The sequence below is a fragment of the Proteiniphilum sp. genome, assembly GCF_034927365.1.
Lineage (GTDB): Bacteria > Bacteroidota > Bacteroidia > Bacteroidales > Dysgonomonadaceae > Proteiniphilum.
The window spans coordinates 1-21330 of record NZ_JAYFQD010000028.1 but is presented as its reverse complement, the minus strand read 5'-3'; the positions used below and the strand labels follow the sequence as shown (position 1 = coordinate 21330).

Here is a 21330-nt window from a genome sequence, read left to right as displayed (position 1 = left end):
TCAATAATAGTATAAGGTAATGATCAAATATTTCATCCACAGGCCTATATCGGTATTGATGGTCTTCTCTGCCCTCTTTATACTGGGTATCATTGTCTATATGAATATCCCGGTATCGTTGCTGCCTAACGTGGCGATCCCCGAGATCACCGTGCAGGTATCCGGGCAAAACACTTCCGCCCGTGAACTGGAGAACACGGTGGTCAGTCGTGTGCGCCAACAACTGATGCAGGTGAGCAAATTACGTGATATACGCAGTGAGACCCGTGACGGAAACGCTGTGATCCACATGAGTTTCGAATATGGGGCTAATACCGACCTGGCATTCATCGAGGTGAACGAGAAGATCGATGCCGCGATGAACTACCTGCCCCGTGAGATTACCCGTCCACGGGTGATCAAGGCCAGCGCGACCGATATCCCGGTGTTTAGCCTGGACCTTACCTTGCGTGCCGACAGTAGTTTCGAACAGACCGATGTGGCCAAGTTCATCGAACTGGGTGAGTTTGCCGAGAGTGTCATCCGGCGCCGTTTCGAGCAGTTGCCCCAAGTGGCGATGATCGACATGTCGGGGATGATGAAAAAGCAAATCATCATCTCGCCCGACAAGAGAATGCTCGATATCAGCGGTATTAGTCTGTCGGATATCGAGAGAGCGCTGAATAACAACAACGTGGATCCCGGAAGCATGGTGGTGCGCGACGGCTACTATGAATATGTGATCCGTTTCTCGTCGATCTTACGGACATTGCAGGATATCGAGGATATTTATATCCGCAAGAATGAACGGATATACCAGCTGAAAGACCTGGCAAAAGTGGAGTTCGCTCCCGAGAAGGAGGAAGGGATGGCCATATACAACGGTAAGCGTGCCATTATCCTCTCAGTGATCAAGCAGTCGGATGAGAATATGACCAGCATGCAGCGTGCCATGGACGAGGTGGTGGAGCAGTTCCGGAAAGACTTCCCGGAGATAGAGTTCAATATGACCCAAAACCAGACGGAGCTGCTCGATTATACCATATCCAACCTGCAGCAGAACCTGATACTCGCCTTCCTTTTCGTATTCCTGATCTCGGTGATCTTCCTGAAAGATGGCCTCTCCTCCATTATTATAGGTCTCAGCCTCTTCGTGTCGCTGGTGATCAGTATCCTCTTCTTCTACCTGTTTAATGTTTCCCTGAATGTGGTTTCCCTGACAGGGTTGATCCTGGCTTCGGGGAACATGATCGACAACTCCATCGTGGTCACCGACAATATAGGGCAATACCGGAACAGGGGGTTAGGGTTGAATAAGGCTTGCATAGCAGGGACGAACGAGGTGAGTATCCCGATGTTGAGTTCCGCGCTGACCAATATATCGGTCTTCCTGCCCCTTATCTTTATGAGCGGGATCGCCGGCGCGATATTCTTCGACCAGGCCTTCTCCGTTACCGTCGGCCTGCTGGTCTCCTATCTCACAGGGATGACCCTCCTTCCCATACTCTACAAGATTGTCTATTCCGGCAGGATGCCAGCCTTCCTGAGCAATATGAAGCCGAAAGTGCATGAAGAAGAAAAGGATTCCATCGCACAGAAAATATACCATAAGGGGATCGACTTGGTCTTCTCCCATAAGATCCTTACCCTGACGCTTATGCTTCTTCTCTCCCCGATATGCGTGGTGCTCTTCATGGTAATCAGGAAGGAGAAGATGCCCGATATCAACCAGAATGAGGTGATGGTGCTGGTGGAATGGAACCAGAATATACATATCCAGGAGAACTATGAACGGTGTATCCGGTTCTTCGAGGCTTTCGACTCACAGACAGAAGAGAACTCCGGGCTGGTCGGCCTGCAACAGTTCCTGTTGAACAGGGACCGTGACCTGTCGTCTACCGAGGCGGAGTTCTATATCAAAACCAAAACGGCGGATGAGGTGAATAGGCTGAAGCCAAAGATCCAGGACTATTTCCGTCAACAATACCCGGAAGCGTTGATCACCTTCTCGCCGGTGGGTAATATTTTTGAGAAGATATTCAGCACGGGTGAGGCGGAACTGGTGGTGGAGTACTATGCCACGGATAAGACCTGGAGCATAGACGAAGCGACGGTCCTTGCCATGGAGAAGAACCTGGAGCAGATCACCGGGGAGACACCCGTGGGGAACTCCTTCCAAAACCAGATCAACCTACATATCGACAGGGAGAAGCTGCTGCTTTACAATGTGGATTACGACCTGATATACCGTGCACTCAGGACTGCCTTCAAGGAAAACCAGTTCGCCACCCTGCGCTCCCAACAGCAGTACCTCCCCATATTATTGGGCGATGAGGAGAAAACCATTACGGAGGTGATCAACAATACGCTGGTGGAGATCTCTTCCAATAGCGACGGTACAAGAAACAGGGTAGCTCTTTCCACCTTTGTGACGGCAACGCCTACCAAGGACCTGAAGACCATCGTGGCGGGAAAGGCCGGTGAATATGTGCCCTTCCCCTACTTCGAGACCAATAAGGCGGAGCAGATCATAGAGAAAGTGAAAACCGAGACCGTCAAGGATAGAGACTGGGAGGTCGATTTCTCGGGAGGATTTTTCTCCAACAGGAAGATGCTCAACGAGATGATGCTGATCCTGCTTGTTTCGGTCATGCTGATGTATTTCATATTGGCTGCCCAGTTTGAGAATTTCAAACAGCCGCTGATCGTACTGCTGGAAATACCGATCGATATCTCTGCCGCCCTGGCGCTGCTGATCGTTACCGGTCATACGCTCAACCTGATGTCGGCGATCGGTATTGTGGTCACCTGCGGTATCATCATCAACGACTCCATCCTTAAGGTGGATGTGATGAACCAATTGCGCAAGGAGGGGATGCACCTGATGGAAGCAATCCATGAAGCGGGCCGCAGACGTTTGAAAGCGATCCTGATGACCAGCATGACTTCCATCGTATGTATGGTTCCCCTGCTCTTCACCAACGACTTGGGATCCAATATGGAGAAACCACTGGCAATTGCCACCATCGGCGGTATGCTCATGGGAACGCCCGTCAGCTTGTTTGTTGTGCCATTGGTCTACTGGTGGATTTATAGGAAAGAGGAGAAGGTTAATGTGTCAATATGCCAATGTGACTAATGTGCCAATATGATAATGTACTAAGATCTGACTACGTTGATTTGGAATTCATTTTCAATTTTCAATTAATAAACTCTTGATTCTAAGAGATATGAAAATTATTTGTACTGTTTTGTTTCTTTCAATGTTAGTATCTTGCTCTTTTTCCGGAAAGAGGGAGCGTTCGCCCGTTGCCGGAAATGAAAATTTATATGTGGTAAATATTGATGAGACGCCGAAGGAAGAGTTTATCAATTTATCCACTTTCTTCCGGGATGTGGAGACAATTATTCTGGAAACAAAAGAGGAATGTCTTATCGGTGAGGTAAGTGCCATAAGGGTATTGGACGATTTTATTGTGGTAACGGATGCTGACAATACGGAGTCTGTGTTTGTATTCGACAGAAAGGGGCGTTTTCTGCACAAGGTTGGGCAAATGGGACAGGGACCGGGTGAATATCAGGGTGTATCAGGTTCAGCGATAGATTTTGAAAAGAAAGAGATTTACCTGCTTGATAATTCATCGGACAAGGTGCTTCAATATGATATTGCATCCGGCAAATTTATTAACTCGATAGGGATAAGTCAGGATGGGTTCAGTAGTTATTATATCCACTATGATGATGGTAAAATATATACCGGTTCAATACCAAACTCAAAGAGGGATGATTCTTTCCTGTTACAGGAATTTGACGCAAAAACCGGTAGACCGGTAGCCTCCTATTTGAGTGCTTTGGCATATAATAAGGGTTGGAATGGATATATTGGACGTTCAGAAGGATTTTTTTATCCCGATGAAGATGGAGGTGCCAAATATGTCCAGATGTTTATGGATACTGTTGTTTACATCCAGAATAATGAAATAACACCTTATCTGGCAATTCAGTCCAAAAACTGGATCACTGAAAAAGAGATTCAGGAATTGATTAAAAGTGAAGGAGAAAATTATAGTAGTAAGTTTCATGAAATAATGTTTGAACGGGATATTTCCTATAATATTGAGCAATATGTTGAGTTTGGAAATATAATCTGTTTCCGGTATTATAATAGGAAAGACTCGGAATATGTGGTGTATGATAAGGAGCATAAAACAACGAGAAGGGTAGATTACCTGAAAGATGATCTTGTCTATAGCGGAGACTGGGTTTTATTTTCAACATTTGCCTATGCGGACAGTAAGGGTGTATACAGTTATCTCAGATCAGAGCAAATTCCCCGATTTTTGGAAATTGCAAGTACAGGTGGTTTAAACTCCAATTTAGATAAGCGGGAGATTTTAGAAAAAATCTCTGAAGATGATAATCCGGTTGTCTTTTTCTATTATTTCAAAAAATAAAATCAAACGTATTGTACAATGAAAAAGTTAGTTCTTCCGTTAATTTGCTGGTTATTTGGCCTGTCGCTATTTTCACAGGCGATCACGCTTGACTTGGGCCGGAGTATCGATATCGCTTCCGACAGCTCGCTTCAGGCGTTCCGGGCAAAAAACCTCTATATGGCAAATTACTGGGAATACCGCTCTTTCAGGGCAGGGCGACTGCCTTCCCTGTCGTTGAGAACCACCCCTATCCAATACCGGCGGGATTTTACCCAGCGATATGACTCGGAGAATAATATCGACGTGTACCGGCAGCAACAATCATTGCATACCTATGGTAATCTTGCCATAAGACAGAATTTTGACCTTACCGGGGGTACCTTCTTTATCGACTCCGAATTGGGATATATGCGCAATTTCGGGGAGAATACCTACTCGCAGTTCAGCTCGGTGCCAATCCGTATAGGGTACTCACAGTCCCTCTTCGGATTCAATGGCTTCAAGTGGGAGAAGAAAATAGAACCGCTCAAATATGAAAGGGCCAAGCAGCAGTTCCTCTATTCCATGCAGGAGATCTCGGAATCGGTTATCTCCCACTTTTTCTCGTTGGCCATGGCGCAGGTGGAATACACGATGGCACAGGAGAATGTAGCATCTGCCGATACACTTTACCATATCGGCGAGAACAGGTATAAGATTGCCTCCATCTCCCAGTCGGACCTACTGACACTGAAACTCAACGCGGTCAATTCGAAGAATACGCTACAAAATAGTGAGATCGCACTGAAAAGGGCGATGTTCGGCTTTGTCTCTTTCCTCAACATGGACAAGGAGACACAGGTAAAGCTTGCATTGCCCGACCGGCCGGAGAAAGTGGAGATATCATCCGATCTGGCGCTTCAATACGCGAGGATGAACAATCCCGACTTTATCGGATTCGACCAGGAGGTGCTGGAAGCGGAGAGGGAAGTGGACAGGACCACCAAGAGTTCGACTTTCGACGCCAGCTTCTCGGTGAGCGTCGGTTTTAACCAGGTTGCCCATAATCTGTCAGGAGCCTACAAGAATCCGCTGCAACAGGATGTGGTGAGTGTAGGGCTGACCATCCCCCTGGTCGACTGGGGCGTACGTAAAGGGCGTGCGAATATGGCACGCAATAACCTGAACGTGACGAAAATATCGATCCAGCAACGATTACTCAACCTGGAGCAGGATGTAATCATGACGGTCAATGATTTCAATGTTCGTCAAAATCTTATCTCCAGTGCCGAGGAGGCGCTCGAACTGGCTACCATGGCCTATAATATGACCAAGGAACGGTTCATCATCGGGAAGACCGATCTGAACAGCCTTATCCTCTCGCAGGAAAGACAAAACAGGGCGCACCAGAGTTATATCCTGTCGCTGCGGGATTACTGGTTGAGCTACTATAAATTACGCAAACTGACGCTTTTCGACTTCCTGGAGCAGGAGGTGCTGACGGAGCAGTTCGACAGGATAGAAGGAATAAGAAATTGAGGATAAATTCCATGCAGGATAGGAATGAATTGACATATACCGGGCACAGGGACAAGGAGAAGGAGAAAGGGCGGTTCCCCTCCTTTTCCATCATCGTCGTCTTTATTTGCTTGCTGATCATCGGGATTATCCTGATACCCCAGCTATCCGTCAAACTCAACCCCTCACGCAAGTATCCGGTAGTGAATGTCTCATTCAGCATGTGGGGACAATCGGCCCGGGTGGTAGAGACAGAGGTCACCTCCAAGCTTGAAGCAATGCTGATGCGGATAAACGGGGTACAGGATATAAGCTCCTATTCTTCCAACGGCCGCGGTAGTATCACCGTGCGCTTGTCGGACCATGTCGATCCTGATATGGCCCGATTCGAGATATCGACTGTCGTCCGGCAGACATGGCCGTCGCTCCCTCCCGGCGTGAGTTACCCTCACATCTACATGTCGGGCACCACCGAAGAGGTGAACCATCCATTTATCCGGTACACGATCAATGCGCCCATCTCTCCCATCCAGATACAGGAGTATGTGGATAACAATGTCAAACCGAGACTCGCCGAACTGAAAGGAATCGACCGGGTGGATGTCACCGGCGCCAGCAGGATGATTTACAAGTTGAAATATGATTTTGTGCAACTGCAAAGCTATAAAGTCAGCCTGAACGATATCAGATCGGCCATCCATGCCTACCTGACCAAGGAATTCCTTGGGGTGGGCAAAATCGAAGATGCACAAAACCATGAGGAGTGGATACGGATAGCGCTTATTGCCGAAAACCGGGACACGCCGTTTGATCCCGCTTTGATACAAGTGAAGAACAGCGAAGGGACGATCCTTTATCTCGACCAGTTAGTGGAGACCAGCTACGAAGAGGAAGAAGCATCCAGCTACTTTAGGATCAATGGTTTGAATTCCATCTATCTGTCGGTGACAGCGGAAGATGCTGCCAACCAACTGAACATGAGCGGAGAAGTACAGCAGTTGATGAAAGAACTCGAAAAGTCGATGCCTGCCGATTATGAACTCCACCTGTCGTACGATGCCGGTGAATACATAAAGGCGGAAATGGACAAGATCTATTTCCGTTCTGGATTGACGGTATTGATCCTGCTGGTCTTTGTCTTGTTGATCTACCGCAATCTAAAGTATTCGTTCCTGATCATATTCTCCCTGGTGACCAATATCGCCATAGCGGTGATCTTCTATTATCTGCTAAAGATAGAATTGCAGATGTTTTCCCTGGCGGGGTTGACCATTTCGCTGACATTGATCATCGATAATGCCATCATCATGTCGGACCAGATTATCCAGCGGGGTAACAAGAAAGCGTTTATGGCGATCCTGACAGCCACCATCACTACCATCGGCTCGCTGGTGATCATCTTCTTTATGGATGAGGGTGTACGGCTCAATCTATTGGATTTCGCCTGGGTCATCATCATTAACCTTATCGTTTCGTTATTCGTCGCGCTGTTCCTGGTGCCCGCCCTGATAGAAAAACTCAATATAGGGAAAAACAAAAAGAGAGGCTCTACCGGTCGGCTGCATCAGGGAAACAGGATAAGGCGTATCCTGCAAAGAATAAAGAGTAAACGGTTATTGGCCATCCTCAACCGGGTATATGAAAAGGTGATCCTGTTCATGTACTGCAAAAGGGCCTGGTTTATCCTCCTTCTTGTATTGGCTTTCGGGATACCGGTCTTCCTTTTGCCGGATAAGATAGAGAAGAAGACTGAAAGAGGTTATTTCACGGTCACCCAGTCGCAAGACCTGGGATTCTGGGGAGACCTCTATAACAAGACATTGGGCTCCTCCTTTTACAAGGAAAAGATAAAACCGGTGTCGGATGTCGCACTGGGTGGCACGATGCGTCTCTTCGCGCAAAAGGTACGCAACGGATCCTATTCCTCCGGTGAACGCAGTGAGACATCGTTGAATGTGGCGGCCACCCTGCCCAACGGGACCACCCGGGAGCAGATGAACGACCTGATCCGGAAGATGGAGAACTACATCAAGCAATACCCTGAGGTAAGGCAGTTTGAGACCAGTATCGAAAGCGGGCAGAGGGCGAGCATCCGTATCCTGTTCGTGAAGAAACACCAGCGTGGGGCATTCCCCCATACCCTGCGGTCAAGGTTGATAAGCAAAGCCCTTGAACTGGGAGGTGGCAGCTGGGGCGTATACGGGCTGGGCGACGGTTTTAACAACGAGGTCAAAGAGCAGGCGGGATCCAGCCGGATCAAGCTGTTGGGGTATAGTTATGACGACCTCAACTCGCTGGCGCTGGCGATGAAGGATTCCCTCCTGCAGCACCGCAGGATCAAGGAGGTGACGATCGACTCCAAATTCAGTTGGTATAAGAGTGATTATATGGAATATGTCTTCGACCTGGATAAGGAACGGTTGGCACAGGAGAATATTCTGCCGGCCGACCTGTTCCATTCGCTTACCCCTATGTTCGAGAAGAACGTGCATGCGGGGGATTGGATCAGTAGTGGCCGGATAGAACCTATACAACTTTACTCCGAGCAGATCTCCAAATTGGATATCTGGAATATGGAGAACTACCCGGGAAGGGTGGGCGACAGGGGGTATAAGCTGACCGAAATCGCATCCATTGAGAAGGCGCAGGTCCCGCAGGATATTGCCAAGGAGAATCAGGAATATCGCCTTTGCCTGCAATATGAATATATCGGCAGTTACCAGCAGTCGTGGAACGTGATGGAACGCACCATTAAAGCGTTTAACCAGGATGCACCATTGGGTTATAAGGCCGAAAGCGAAGGCTACCGCTATTGGTGGGATCAGGGAGGTTCAAGCCAGTATTGGTTGTTATTCCTGGTAATAGCCATCATATTTGTCACCACCAGCATCCTGTTCAACTCCCTGAAGCAACCGCTGGTAGTGATATTTATCATTCCGATTTCATTCATCGGCTTATTCCTCACATTCTACCTGTTCAATCTGAATTTCGACCAGGGTGGCTTCGCCGCTTTTATCCTCCTGGCGGGGATATCGGTCAATGCAAATATTTATGTGCTGAATGAATACAATAATATAAGGAGGGCTAATAAAAGGACATCACCGATGAGAGCTTACCTGAAAGCATGGAATGTGAAGATCAGGCCGATATTCCTGACCATCATATCTACTGTACTTGGTTTCATCCCATTCATGGTGGGTGAATACAAGGAGGCTTTCTGGTTTCCCCTGGCAGCCGGCACCATCGGCGGGCTGGTATTGTCGTTTGTGGCCTTGTTTGTATTCCTGCCGCTGTTTATGGGAGTAGGGAAGAAGTAATAAAATTGTTGTAACCGTATGAAGTATTTGTTTTATATGTTCTTATTTCTGGTGATTATCTCTTGTGGAGACGGGAAAGAGAAACAGAATGGGAAAGGGTTGTCGAATGTCGTAGAGATTGATATCCGGCAATTGCCGGTGAAGAACCTGTTTTCGTATAAGCGACCCATAGACAATTGTCGGTTTGTGCCTTTAGAGACAACAGATGAAAGTTTGATCGGCGAGATTGATAAAGTTTGTGTTGAAGGTGACTTGATATTTGTGAAAGACGATAAGAAAGACCTGTTTACTTTTAGTATGTCAGGAAAATTCCTGAATAAGATAGGGAGTGTTGGACAAGGTGGAGAGGAATTGATCTCTTTTGTTGATTTTTATGTCAATAAGGAGAAGGGTTATGTCGGTATCTTCGATGTGCTGAAATCTAAAATGCTCCGGTTTTCATTCGATGGAAAATATATCAGCAGCCATAGTTGTGCCAAAGAAATGAATGAAAGTTATAATATTGTTGGCATAATCGGTGATGACCTGTTGCTGGGCATGCGTAATAACAAGGATAGCCAATATGCCTATATCACCGTGAGTGAGAATGATTATTCTATTACGGGTAGCTATTTGCCCTACCCCGTCATCGGTAGTGTCTCAAGCACTCCTATGAGGAGTATAGCCGGTTATTCAACACATGGCTTTTATGTGACGGCACAATTTTCCGATTCAGTCTATCAATTTTCTGATAAGAATATCGCCGAACCCATCTTAACGGTCAGATCGGATCTAAAGGTTGTCAACCCGAAACTATTGTCTGAATTAAATGCCATGGATCTTGAGACTGATTTCGATGCGGGTCCCATTTTGCGGGATAGGGGATTCTCTGTCGGACTGAGCTCTATATATGTGGCCGGTACTTTCCTGAATGTGCACTATCCATTGCCCAATTACCAGTCGGCTGATATATTTTATTCTATAAAAAGGGGCAAAGCATATAGAAGTACTGCAAACCGGAGTGATTTTTTTGGTCAGGGTTGGGGCCCGGCACTCACAACAACGGATGAGGAAATAGTATATGGCATGGAAGCGGACAGGATCATTGAATTGAAAGATGAAGCCGATTTATTTGTGAACAAGGAGGTGCTGGAGCCCATTAAAAATGTGGAAGAGTTCGATAACCCGGTTTTAGTCTTTTTTTCGAGTGGTCTTGATTTCGCGGATGATGATTGATCTACTCTTGTACAAACTCAAAGAATAAAAAATCAGAAAAGCGATGTTCGAATATGGTTCTTTTATAAAAAAAGTATAACTTTGTCAGTAAACATAAAATCAATAGTACTGAATAAAAATATAGCCGTATGAGAAATCTGGAAACATCCTACATGGGCATTCAACTCAAGAACCCGATTATACTGGGAGCATCTGAGATGTCATCTGAAATAGAGTCACTTAAAAAAGCAGAACAGGCCGGTGCCGCCGCCATTGTCTATAAGACTCTCTTTGAAGAACAGATACAGTTGGAGGATTTGCAATTCGATGAGTTGAAAGAAGAATATAATGATATCCATGCCGAGATGACCTCGCTTCACCCCGATATCGACCGTTCTGAGATAGAGTATTATCTGGTAAAGATACGTAATGCGAAAGAGAGTCTGTCGGTGCCCCTGATTGCCAGCCTGAATGCGGTGAACGAAGTATCCTGGTTCCGCTATGCACGCCTTATCGAAGAGACGGGAGTGGACGGAATAGAACTCAACCTTTACCAGACACCGACCAGTTTCGACCTCGACGCATCTGAAATCGAACGTAGACAGATTGAAATCGTTGCAGAGATCAAAAAACAGCTATCCATCCCGGTGAGCGTAAAGCTTAGTTCCGACTATACCAATATTCTTCATTTTGCCAAACGTCTCGACGAGGTGGGTGTAGATGGAATGGTGCTCTTCAACTCTTTTTTTCAGCCCGATATCAATATTGAGAAGGAGAGCCACAGAAGGGCATTCAACCTCAGTAAGAAAGGTGATTATAAGCAATCACTTCGTATCGCCGGGATGCTCTATAGCCGTATCAATGCTGACGTGTGTGGTAGTAGGGGTGTTTTCAACGGTGAAGATGTAATCAAACTGCTACTTTCCGGTACATCCTGTGTGCAGGTAGTAAGCGCCGTTTACCGGCAAGGTCTGAAGCAAATTACCGAAATGATCCGTGAAGTGGAAGAGTGGATGGATAGAAAGGGGTACGATTCTATTGATCAATTTAGGGGTAAGCTTTCGGACAGTGTGATTAATGAGAATGATAATCTTTTTATTTACAAGCGTGCACAATATGTGGATCTGATACTCCATTCCGATACGATATTCGGAAATATGGAGCACCGTGGGTTTTAGATCGACGGCGGAGATCAGAAGATCAAAAAAGATAAGAAATCCTATTAGAAGCAATATTGAGAAGGGACTGTTTTTTAGACAATCCCTTTTTTAATGTGTATTTTCCAGTTTTATTTCCGTTGCAGGAGGAAACTGAAATCGTCTTCATTGGAGAGCTCCAGCGGTACTTCCCCGTATTTAAAGATACGGGCTTTGCGCGGGCCTATCAGTTCCATCTCGTCATCTTCCACAAGAAGCATGGTGCTTTCCCGCAATCCCACCACATATACATCGCGGTTTACTTCGATAAACTCATTGATACGCATCTCGCGAGTCTCACCACCATGATTGGCAGGGTGATCATCTAAGTAGTGCGGATTGATCTGGAAGGGAACCAGCTTTAGGGTCTTGAATTTCAATGGTTCCATGATAGGCATATCATTGGTTGTCCGCAAGGTAGGACAGGCGATATTGGAACCGGCACTCCATCCGATATAGGGAGTGCCTTTTTTTACTTTCTTGCGGATCACTTTCATCAACCCCTTTTCCTGAAGCATTTTGACCAGCTGCCAGGTGTTCCCGCCACCGACAACGATGGCATCGGCGTTTTCAATCGCTTCCACAGGATTGATAAAGCGATGGATTCCGGTAACGTGATGCCCTATTTCGGCAAAGCGGGTGTTTACCTTGTCTTCATATTCATCAAACGAAAAAGTGACTGCCGCATAAGGAATAAAAATGGCGTTATTCGCTTTCTCTCCTAGAAATTCTTTGATCTGGTTTTTTGGATAATCCAGATAGGCTTCTCCGGGATTGGTAGAGTTACTGATTAGAAGGAGTCTCATCATTATATATTTTTTTATTATACAAAATACTGAAAACAGAGAGGTGGGTCAAGCCTGCTTGAACGCACTTGAGACAAAAATAGTAAAAAATGATTGAAAATGCCAATTTCATGGGCGAATAGCCTATTTTTGCAGTCGACTTGAAGACAATAATGTAATTGGATAATGGAAACGATTTTACGAAGTATACGGAATGATCTTCGGCTGTCGATGAACGGTGTGACTGCCGCGAGCATGCGAGCCAAAGGAGTGGGGTATCGAATGAATTTCGGAGTGGATATTCTCCGTCTCAAACGGATAGCGCTCAGATATGCGCCGGACAGGGCATTGGCAGAAACAATGTGGAGAGAGGATGTCAGGGAACTGAAGATCCTGGCAACCATGCTCTGTCCCCCTGCACAGTTGTTGAAAGAAGATGCTTTTCGATGGGGGTGTGAAATCGTCAATCAGGAGATCCGGGAACAGGCATGCAGGAATCTTTTTCAAGAGCTTCCTTACGCTGAAGAGTTAGTCCAGGGCTGGACTGCGAGAGAAGAAGACAATATACGGACTACTGGTTACTGGCTTTTTGCACGGTTATGTATTATCCGGTCGGAAGCAGTGGTACGGATTGGACATGACGAGCTAATCGAAAAAGCAGTATCCGACTTGAAAAGTGAATCACTGCTGTTGCGCCAGTCGGCATTGAATATGCTGAAGTTCTTTGGCCGGATCTCACCCTATAATGCGGAGAAAGTGATGAGTATGATAACTGCTTTCGAATATTCCAATGATCCACAGGAGAAAGAGATATTCGATCTGCTCTCTTTTGAGTTTCAGGAATAAACGCTACTCCTTGAACTTGTTGCTGACTGGATAGTGATCCGTTTGGATGATGCTTCCGGGGAACTTATTCATGATGATAGGGCTCATTCTGGAGGATGGTCATAGCCCGGTAAAGTTGTTCCGTGAAAACCATCCTCACCATTTGATGGGTAAACGTCATTTTGGACAGCGATACTGCTTCGTTTGCTCTTTCACGCACCTCTGATGAAAATCCGTAAGGTCCTCCCACAACAAAAACCAGCCGCTTAATGGCGGAAAAGGATTTCCTTTCGATATATCCAGCAAATTCTGTCGAGGTATATTGTTTCCCCTTATCATCGAGGAGTACAACATAATCCGACGGCTGCAACCACTTCAGTAATTTTTCGCCTTCCTGCTTCATCTGCTCTTTTTCAGAGAGGCTTTTGCTATTTTTTATATCAGGTATCGTCTGGGTTTCAAACCCGATATAAAAATTGACCCTTCTATTATATCCTTCAATGATCTGCGAAAAGAGTGGATCATCTGTCTTCCCAACAGAAAGCAAAATTATTTTCATATAAAGTCAAAAATAATTGTTTATTTCGTATTTTTGTACTAAAATTTGTATAAGGATAACAAAACGGCCACATTATTTGTTTATTCAGAAATTGCGCGTTATCGTTTTAAGTATGACAGAAAGTGAGTTAATCCAGAACCTTATCCGACTAGCCTTTTCTGAAGATATCGGAGACGGAGACCATACTACACTCTGTAGTATCCCGGAAACAGAAGTCGGACAATCGAAATTACTGATCAAAGAAGCAGGTATACTTGCAGGAGTAGATATTGCTGTAGAGGTGTTTCATTTCTTTGATCCGGAATTGAAAGTGGAGATTTTTCTTGGCGATGGGACACAAGTGGAGCCGGGAGATGTGGCTTTTATTGTCTCGGGAAAGGTGCGGTCTATTCTACAGACAGAACGGCTTGTTCTCAATATTATGCAGCGGATGAGCGGTATTGCCACTGTGACCAGTCGTTATATGAAACTTCTCGAAGGTACCTCCGCAAAGGTACTCGACACCCGCAAGACTACTCCCGGAATGCGTATTCTGGAAAAGAGGGCCGTAAAGATAGGAGGAGGAGAAAACCACAGAATAGGCCTGTTTGATATGATTCTCCTGAAAGATAATCATGTGGATTTTGCAGGAGGAATAGAGAAAGCTATCCGTGGTGCCCAGAATTATTTAAAAGAGAAAAATAAAGAACTCAAAATCGAGATAGAGATCAGGAATATGGACGAACTACAGGAAGCGCTACGTGTAGGTGGTGTGGATAGGATTATGCTTGATAATTTTACTCCTGCACAGACGCTGGAGGCAGTGAAAACAGTGAGAGCTGTGAATCACTGCGTAGAGTTGGAATCGTCGGGTGGAATCGGCATCGATACGATTCGCGATTTTGCAGAAGCAGGTGTGGATTATATATCGGTTGGGGCGTTAACCCATTCGGTTAAAAGCCTTGATATGAGTTTAAAGGCAATCTGATGTGAGATGAAACAAAACGGAGAAAAACAGGAACTGCTCGACAGGCGGTATATGCGCATGGCTTTTATCTGGGCTGAAAATTCCTACTGCAAACGCAGGAAAGTGGGTGCGCTGCTGGTGAAGGATCAGATGATCATTTCCGACGGATATAATGGAACTCCTTCTGGCTTTGAGAATGTTTGTGAGGATGAAAACAATATTACGAAGCCTTACGTATTACATGCTGAAGCGAATGCCATCACAAAAGTGGCCCGCTCCAATAATAGTAGTGAGGGGGCGACACTCTATGTCACTTCTTCACCCTGTATCGAATGCTCTAAACTAATTATTCAGGCAGGCATACGAAGAGTAGTTTATTCGGAAAATTATCGCCTGAGTGATGGGATAGACCTGTTGAATAGAGCCGGAGTGGAACTTGTATCAGTGGAATTGGACAAAATAGTAACAGGAGAGATAAAATGAACTTAGCTAAGAGACCCAAGACGTGGCTTCCTTTATGGGTGGGTGTAGGTATAGCTTTGGGTATATTTATCGGAAGTAAATATAGTCAGTTTGGACGTTCGGGGAACGTGGAAGGGTATGGTAAACTGGATGCTGTACTGAACTACGTCAGGGAATCGTATGTCGATACGATCAATATGCGTCAATTAATAGAAGATGCACTCCCTAGTGTCATACAGGAATTGGATCCGCATTCGGAGTATATCTCGGCTGCGGATATGAGGCGGGTAAATGAAGATATGGAAGGCCATTTCTCCGGAATTGGCGTTAACTTCTATGTGCTGAGAGATACTATCGTCGTTACCGGTATCGTTCCGGGTGGCCCCTCCGAAGCAGCCGGCATAATGCATTGGGACCGGATTGTGATGGTTGACGATACCCTGGTGGCGGGCCTGAAGCTACGTAACAAAGAGGTGATAGCCAAGTTGAGCGGAGAGAAAGGTTCGGAAGTCAAATTGGGTATTAAAAGGGGCAATGAAAACAGTTTGTACGAAATCACCGTTACACGGGGTGATATTCCCATAAGCAGTGTCAATGCATCTTACATGCTAACCAACAAGGTGGGGTTTATAAAATTAGGAAAGAATTTCGGATACAATACCTTCAGTGAGTTCATCTCTGCCATATCCAAATTAAAAAACCAGGGAGCCAACTCCTTTGTCATTGATTTGAGGGGGAATATTGGTGGGGCGCTCGAAGTAGTGGTTGCCATGGTGAACGAGTTTTTGAGCAGAGGAGACCTGATTGTATACACACAGGGACGGAATTTTCCGAGAACCGACAGTTATGCGAATGGATCGGGCACCTGTAAGAATGATGATGTAGTGGTGTTGATCGATGAATTGAGCGCTTCGGCCAGTGAGATTTTCGCCGGTGCTATTCAGGATCACGACAGGGGATTGGTAATTGGACGGCGCTCGTTTGGTAAAGGATTAGTGCAGGGACAGCGTAATTTCCCGGACGGATCGGCTGTGAGATTGACGATAGCTCGTTATTATACTGCCTCGGGAAGATCTATTCAACGTGGATATGAAAAAGGACGGTATGCCGAGTATGAGATGGAAGCAATCAACCGTTATATCGAAGGAAATTACGTGAATGTGGATACAATATCAAACCATCTCATTCCCTTCCAAACAGCGGGAGGAAGGACGGTTTACGGTGGAGGCGGTATTATGCCCGATATATTTGTGGCTCGTGACACTGTGGGAATCAATCCATATTACAACCTGGTGGTGAATAACCGCTTGGACGAAAAATATGCCATGCTTTATTCCGATATGAATCGGACCAAACTGAGTAGTTTCGATACATGGCAGGAACTTTACAAGTATTTGCAGCAACAGCCGTTGTTATTGAATCTTGTGAGTTTTGCCGATAATAACGGAATCAGGAGAAGACCATACTACATACAGGAATCGAGTGAGTTGCTTGAAAATATGATGAATGCGTACATTATTCGGAATTTCTTTGGAGAAGAAGCATTCTGGGCATCCTATCAAAAAGAGGATATATTGATTAAAAAAGGAATAGAGTTAATAGAGACAGGAAGGACTACACGCCAATCAATCGTTAATGAGGAATACAAACTAAACTAAATCTTTATGAGCAATTTGATAAACAATTTTTTATCGAATAGGGTATTATCTCGATTTACCATTTTCATGATCGACATTCTGATGATTGTCTTTTCATGTCTGATGATGTATCTGGTGAGGTATAACTTCTCCGGACTTACACCTCAGGTCAGGGCTGATGCTATCACCTTGTGTCTGATCCTTATTTTTGTCAATGCGGTTACCTTTATATTGTTCCGTACATTCAGCGGTATCTTACGTTTTTCTTCATTTACCGACCTGATGCGTATTACCTACTCTTTGGTAGTGGGTTACACGATTACATACATTGTTGTTTTGTTTGTAAAGAGATATCAGCCCGATTTCCATTTGGGTGATGTTACTTTCATCGCAATCTTCTTTCTCAATATGTTCCTCATGCTCTTTTTGAGGGTATTAACCAAAGAGGTGTATGAATTTATTACGGGTCGGGATGTGAAACTGGTCAATGTATTTATATATGGTACAAAAGAGGCTGGTATCAGTCTGGCAAAAGCACTAAAGGGAAATAATGAATTCAACTATCGGGTACTCGGATTTATTTCCGATGAACACCACATGGTAGGTAAAGAGCTGATGGGAGTCACTATTCATGCCAATAATGAAAATATTTTCAGGACATTGGAAAGCAAGGATGTGAAGACTATTATTGTTTCCCCACAGCAAATGGAAGAGATAAAGAATTCCGAACTCCTTAGCAATTTTGTCGATCATAATATTTCGTTGCTTACTACTGTTCCCATTAACGAATGGAGTGGGACGATCATGAGTCGGGAACAGTTGAAAGATGTGCAAATTGAAGACCTCCTGCCGCGCGATCCGATTCATGTAAGTATGTTGAAGATAGCTTCCAATATAGAAGGGAAACGTGTCATGGTGACCGGAGCCGCGGGATCTATCGGAAGTGAGATTGTTCGTCAGGTAGCCAGTTTTAATCCTTACAGTATTATTCTTATCGATCAGGCGGAAACCCCATTGCATGATATGAGGCTTGAACTTAAAGAAAAATGGAGAGAGTTGCGCGCCGAGATTATTGTGGCTGATGTAAGCAATGCCAGCCGTATGGAGAGGATTTTTTCCGCAACGCGACCGCAGTATATTTTTCATGCTGCAGCATATAAGCACGTGCCGATGATGGAGGACAATGTGTCGGAATCGGTACAGACCAATATTCTGGGAACGAAGATCGTTTCGGATCTGGCTGTAAAATACAATGCCGATAAATTTGTGATGGTGTCCACTGATAAGGCTGTCAACCCATCTAATGTGATGGGTTGCTCCAAAAGAATTTGTGAGATCTATGTACAGTCTCTGGCAAAGTGTGTCGCGAAATCCGGTAAGAAATCAACACAGTTTATTACTACCCGTTTTGGGAATGTGCTGGGATCAAACGGTTCAGTAATACCATTGTTCCGGGAACAGATAAAGAATGGAGGTCCGGTTACGGTAACCCATCCGGAGATTATCCGCTATTTTATGACTATTCCCGAGGCTTGTCAGTTGGTGCTTGAAGCCGGCGCTATGGGCAAAGGCGGTGAGATCTATATTTTTGATATGGGTAAACCTGTCAAAATACTGGATTTGGCAAAAAGGATGATCCGACTCTCCGGATCGAAATATATCAAGATAGAATTTACAGGACTGCGACATGGAGAGAAACTCTATGAAGAGTTGCTAAATATAGCCGAACTTACTAAACCTACCTACCATGAGAAAATCATGATTGCTGACGTACGTGAGTATGAATATGAAGAGGTGAGTCGTAAGGTAGATGCACTCATTCATACGTCTTATGAATATGATGATATGGAGACAGTAAAGAAGATGAAAGAGATCGTCCCGGAGTTCCGCAGTATCAATTCTCCTTTTGAAGAAGTTGACAGACTGTTGGAGAGGATTGCAGAGAAAAAAGATCTGGCAGAGGAGGAAGACCCTTGTCCCTGTCCCAAAGTCGCTAATCGCTAAGATCGCGTTGTATATCGCACAATGAGGTGTAGTATCCTCCCTGTGCGTAAAGCGTAGAATGTTGCCCCGATTCCACTATTTGTCCCTCTTTCATTACATATATCTCATCCGCATTTTTGATGGTAGAGAGCCTGTGTGCTATCACGATAGTAGTCCGATTCTTCATCAACTTCTCCAATGCCTCCTGTACCAGCCGTTCCGAGTCGGTATCCAATGCCGAGGTCGCTTCATCCAGAATGAGTATCTTCGGATTTTTCAGAATGGCCCGTGCGATGCTGATACGTTGACGCTGTCCCCCCGACAACTTACCGCCCCGGTCGCCAATATTGGTTTGGTAGCCATATTCGGTAGCCATAATGAATTCATGGGCATTGGCAATCTTTGCTGCGTTGATCACTTCACTCTCCGTGGCATGGGTAACGCCGAAAGCTATATTACTATAAAAGGAGTCATTGAAAAGGATCGCTTCCTGGTTCACATAGCCCATCAATGATCGCAGTTCCTTCACTTTCATATCCTTTATATTGACTCCGTCGATCAGGATCTCTCCCTTCTGGATATCGTAGAAACGGGGTAGCAGGTCGGCCATGGTCGATTTACCCGAGCCCGATTGTCCCACTAATGCGATTGTTTTCCCTTTATCGATCTTCAGGTTCACCCCTTTGATCACCCAATCCGTTTCATATTTAAACCATACATCCTTATAATCTATATAGGAGTTGAAGGTGGCAGCTACAGGTTGTGCCGGATCGGCGATCTTATTGTCGGCTGTCAGTATCTTGTCGATACGATCCATAGACGCCAGTCCGCGTTGTATGGCATAAGCCGATTTCGAGAGTTCCTTGGCAGGGTTGATGATATTATAGAACATGGTGAGATAGTACATAAAGGAGGCGGCATTGATAAGGGTACTGCCTTCCAATATCAATGTGCCACCAAACCATAGCACAATGGCGATGGTGATGGTGCCAAGCAGCTCACTCATGGGGTGGGCCAACTGCTGTCTGCGCGCAATCCGGTTCGACATACGTCGGAACTCGTTGGTCCCAATATGGAATCGTTGGGTGATCTTACTCTCGGCACCGAATGCCTTGATCACTCGCAGGCCACTGAGTGTCTCTTCTATTTGCGACATCAATTCTCCCCATTTATTTTGTGCGGTGAACGAACTTCTTTTCAGGCTTCTGCCCACGCGTCCCATGATAAACCCCATTATCGGTAGCACCACCAACACAAAAAGGGTGAGTTGCCAACTGATAAAAAGCATGGCGCCAAGATAAAACAAGATCAATATAGGGTTTTTGAAGAGCATATCGAGGGAGCTCATCACTGAATTTTCCACTTCATTCACATCGCCCGACATTCTGGAGAGAATATCTCCTTTTCTCTCTTCAGTGAAGAAGCCGAGAGGGAGGGAGAGTACCTTGTCGTTGATCTGGTTCCGGATATCCTTCACCACTCCGGTCCTTATCGGAATAAGGAAATAAGAGCCCAGATAGGATGCCCCCGTCTTTAATAATGTCGATACGATCAAGAATATTGCCAGCATCAAAAGTGTGAAACTGCTTCCGTGTGTTTCAATCAGCTGGGTAATATACCAGTTCATGTTGTTGAGCACCAGTTTGAGGAACGGCGGGTCAGAACTATTCCATGGAATAAATGAAAATGTATTTCTCTCTATCTTGAATAAGATCTGGAGTATGGGGACGATGGCGCCATATGAAATTATATTCAATATGGCTGTCAGTATATTGAAGATAAATGCCAGAACCACATATTTCTTATAAGGAGGTAAAAACCTTTTTAATATATGTATAATACTCTTCATCTATGTTTGTTTTTTACATTTATATCAAATGAAATTTTTCTAATCATATCCTTTGATGAAAATGATTACGATGTTTGTTTCATTTATACGCGATTTTATTTGACTCTTCGTTGCGGATTTGCTGCGAAGATACTTATAAAATGTGATTCTATCGGAAAAATTGCATCTTTTTGCTTTTTGAGACAGGGATTATCTCCTCATTGTATTCCTTTCGGTGAATTTTTTTGTGGATTTTCCCGGATCCTCCCGGACTTTTTTCATATCGATTATCAGTTTTTTTCTGGTTTTTCTTTAGGAGTTTGTCGTTTTTTCCGAATTTTGTTGAGATAATTTAGTGGAGATTTTCCCTGCTTTTTCTGCGGTTTTGAATCATTTTTTCTCTTTTTCTCTTTTGGACGAAAAAAGATTGATTTTTTTTTGTTGGGATAATAATTTGATATTCTTTTGTTTGATTTAAAATGGGAAAAAAATCCAAAAAAAAGATTGATTTTTTTTGTTGAATTGTTTGCATGATAAAAAAAGACTCTCTATCTTTGCACCCGCTTTCAGGAAATAAGTACTGTAAGCGGTAAGAAAAGAAAAGCGATCTTTAGGATATTTACATATACGTTTATAAGACAAGACAAAGCAGAGTATACAAGGGGTCCAGGCCGGTCAGCGGCCGG

Annotated in this window: 13 protein-coding genes and 1 pseudogene; 11 read left to right on the top strand and 3 right to left on the bottom strand. The window is 44.9% G+C overall.

The genetic code is table 11. The features are described from left to right. The first annotated feature begins 19 nt into the window (after positions 1-19). From VB073_RS15070 to VB073_RS15045, 6 genes are all read left to right on the top strand, one after another. Positions 20-3118, top strand: a complete 3099-nt coding sequence (locus VB073_RS15070) for an efflux RND transporter permease subunit (RefSeq protein ID WP_323405017.1) — start codon at positions 20-22, stop codon at positions 3116-3118. A 91-nt stretch (positions 3119-3209) separates the two neighbouring features. Continuing rightward, positions 3210-4433: a 6-bladed beta-propeller gene (locus tag VB073_RS15065; protein ID WP_323405016.1), complete on the top strand. Its 1224-nt coding sequence runs from the start codon at positions 3210-3212 to the stop codon at positions 4431-4433. Positions 4434-4451: 18 nt separating this feature from the next. Next, positions 4452-5933 carry a TolC family protein gene (locus tag VB073_RS15060; RefSeq protein ID WP_323405015.1) on the top strand — a complete coding sequence of 494 codons (1482 nt, stop codon included), beginning with the start codon at positions 4452-4454 and terminating at the stop codon, positions 5931-5933. An 11-nt stretch (positions 5934-5944) separates the two neighbouring features. Beyond that, on the top strand, positions 5945-9229 hold the full coding sequence (locus VB073_RS15055) for an efflux RND transporter permease subunit (RefSeq protein ID WP_323405014.1): 3285 nt from the start codon (positions 5945-5947) through the stop codon (positions 9227-9229). Between the two features lie 18 nt (positions 9230-9247). Next, the gene (locus tag VB073_RS15050) at positions 9248-10444 is read left to right on the top strand and encodes a 6-bladed beta-propeller (protein WP_323405013.1); all 1197 of its coding nucleotides are present in this window, start codon (positions 9248-9250) and stop codon (positions 10442-10444) included. A gap of 128 nt (positions 10445-10572) precedes the next feature. After that, entirely contained in the window at positions 10573-11601 is a 1029-nt protein-coding gene (locus tag VB073_RS15045) for a dihydroorotate dehydrogenase-like protein (protein WP_323405012.1), read from the top strand. A 110-nt stretch (positions 11602-11711) separates the two neighbouring features. Here VB073_RS15045 and pepE read toward each other — a convergent pair whose 3' ends face one another. Further along, positions 11712-12425 (bottom strand): dipeptidase PepE, encoded by a 714-nt coding sequence (pepE, locus tag VB073_RS15040; RefSeq protein ID WP_323405046.1) that lies wholly within the window; start codon positions 12423-12425, stop codon positions 11712-11714. 165 nt (positions 12426-12590) lie between these two features. Between pepE and VB073_RS15035 the strand changes: the two genes are divergently transcribed. Then, a complete protein-coding gene (locus tag VB073_RS15035; RefSeq protein ID WP_323405011.1) occupies positions 12591-13250 on the top strand; it encodes a DNA alkylation repair protein in 660 nt (219 codons plus the stop codon). A 64-nt stretch (positions 13251-13314) separates the two neighbouring features. Here the strand turns inward: VB073_RS15035 and rlmH are convergent, their stop codons facing one another. Then, the gene (gene rlmH / locus VB073_RS15030) at positions 13315-13788 is read right to left on the bottom strand and encodes a 23S rRNA (pseudouridine(1915)-N(3))-methyltransferase RlmH (protein WP_323405010.1); all 474 of its coding nucleotides are present in this window, start codon (positions 13786-13788) and stop codon (positions 13315-13317) included. A 112-nt stretch (positions 13789-13900) separates the two neighbouring features. On the opposite strand from rlmH, the gene nadC reads away from it, so the two are divergent. From nadC to VB073_RS15010, 4 genes and pseudogenes are all read left to right on the top strand, one after another. After that, on the top strand, positions 13901-14755 hold the full coding sequence (gene nadC / locus VB073_RS15025; protein ID WP_323405009.1) for a carboxylating nicotinate-nucleotide diphosphorylase: 855 nt from the start codon (positions 13901-13903) through the stop codon (positions 14753-14755). 6 nt (positions 14756-14761) lie between these two features. Further along, positions 14762-15217, top strand: coding sequence for a dCMP deaminase family protein (locus VB073_RS15020; RefSeq protein WP_323405008.1), 456 nt, complete (start codon positions 14762-14764; stop codon positions 15215-15217). Next, positions 15214-16854 (top strand): S41 family peptidase, encoded by a 1641-nt coding sequence (locus VB073_RS15015; protein ID WP_323405007.1) that lies wholly within the window; start codon positions 15214-15216, stop codon positions 16852-16854. Before VB073_RS15020 ends, VB073_RS15015 begins: the two co-directional genes overlap by 4 nt. A gap of 6 nt (positions 16855-16860) precedes the next feature. Next, positions 16861-18556, top strand: a pseudogene (locus VB073_RS15010) (polysaccharide biosynthesis protein); the annotation flags it as partial. Between the two features lie 270 nt (positions 18557-18826). On the opposite strand, the gene VB073_RS15005 reads toward VB073_RS15010, so the two are convergent. Beyond that, complete coding sequence (locus tag VB073_RS15005) at positions 18827-20665, bottom strand: ABC transporter ATP-binding protein (RefSeq protein WP_323405005.1); 1839 nt, start codon at positions 20663-20665, stop codon at positions 18827-18829. Positions 20666-21330: the final 665 nt, after the last annotated feature.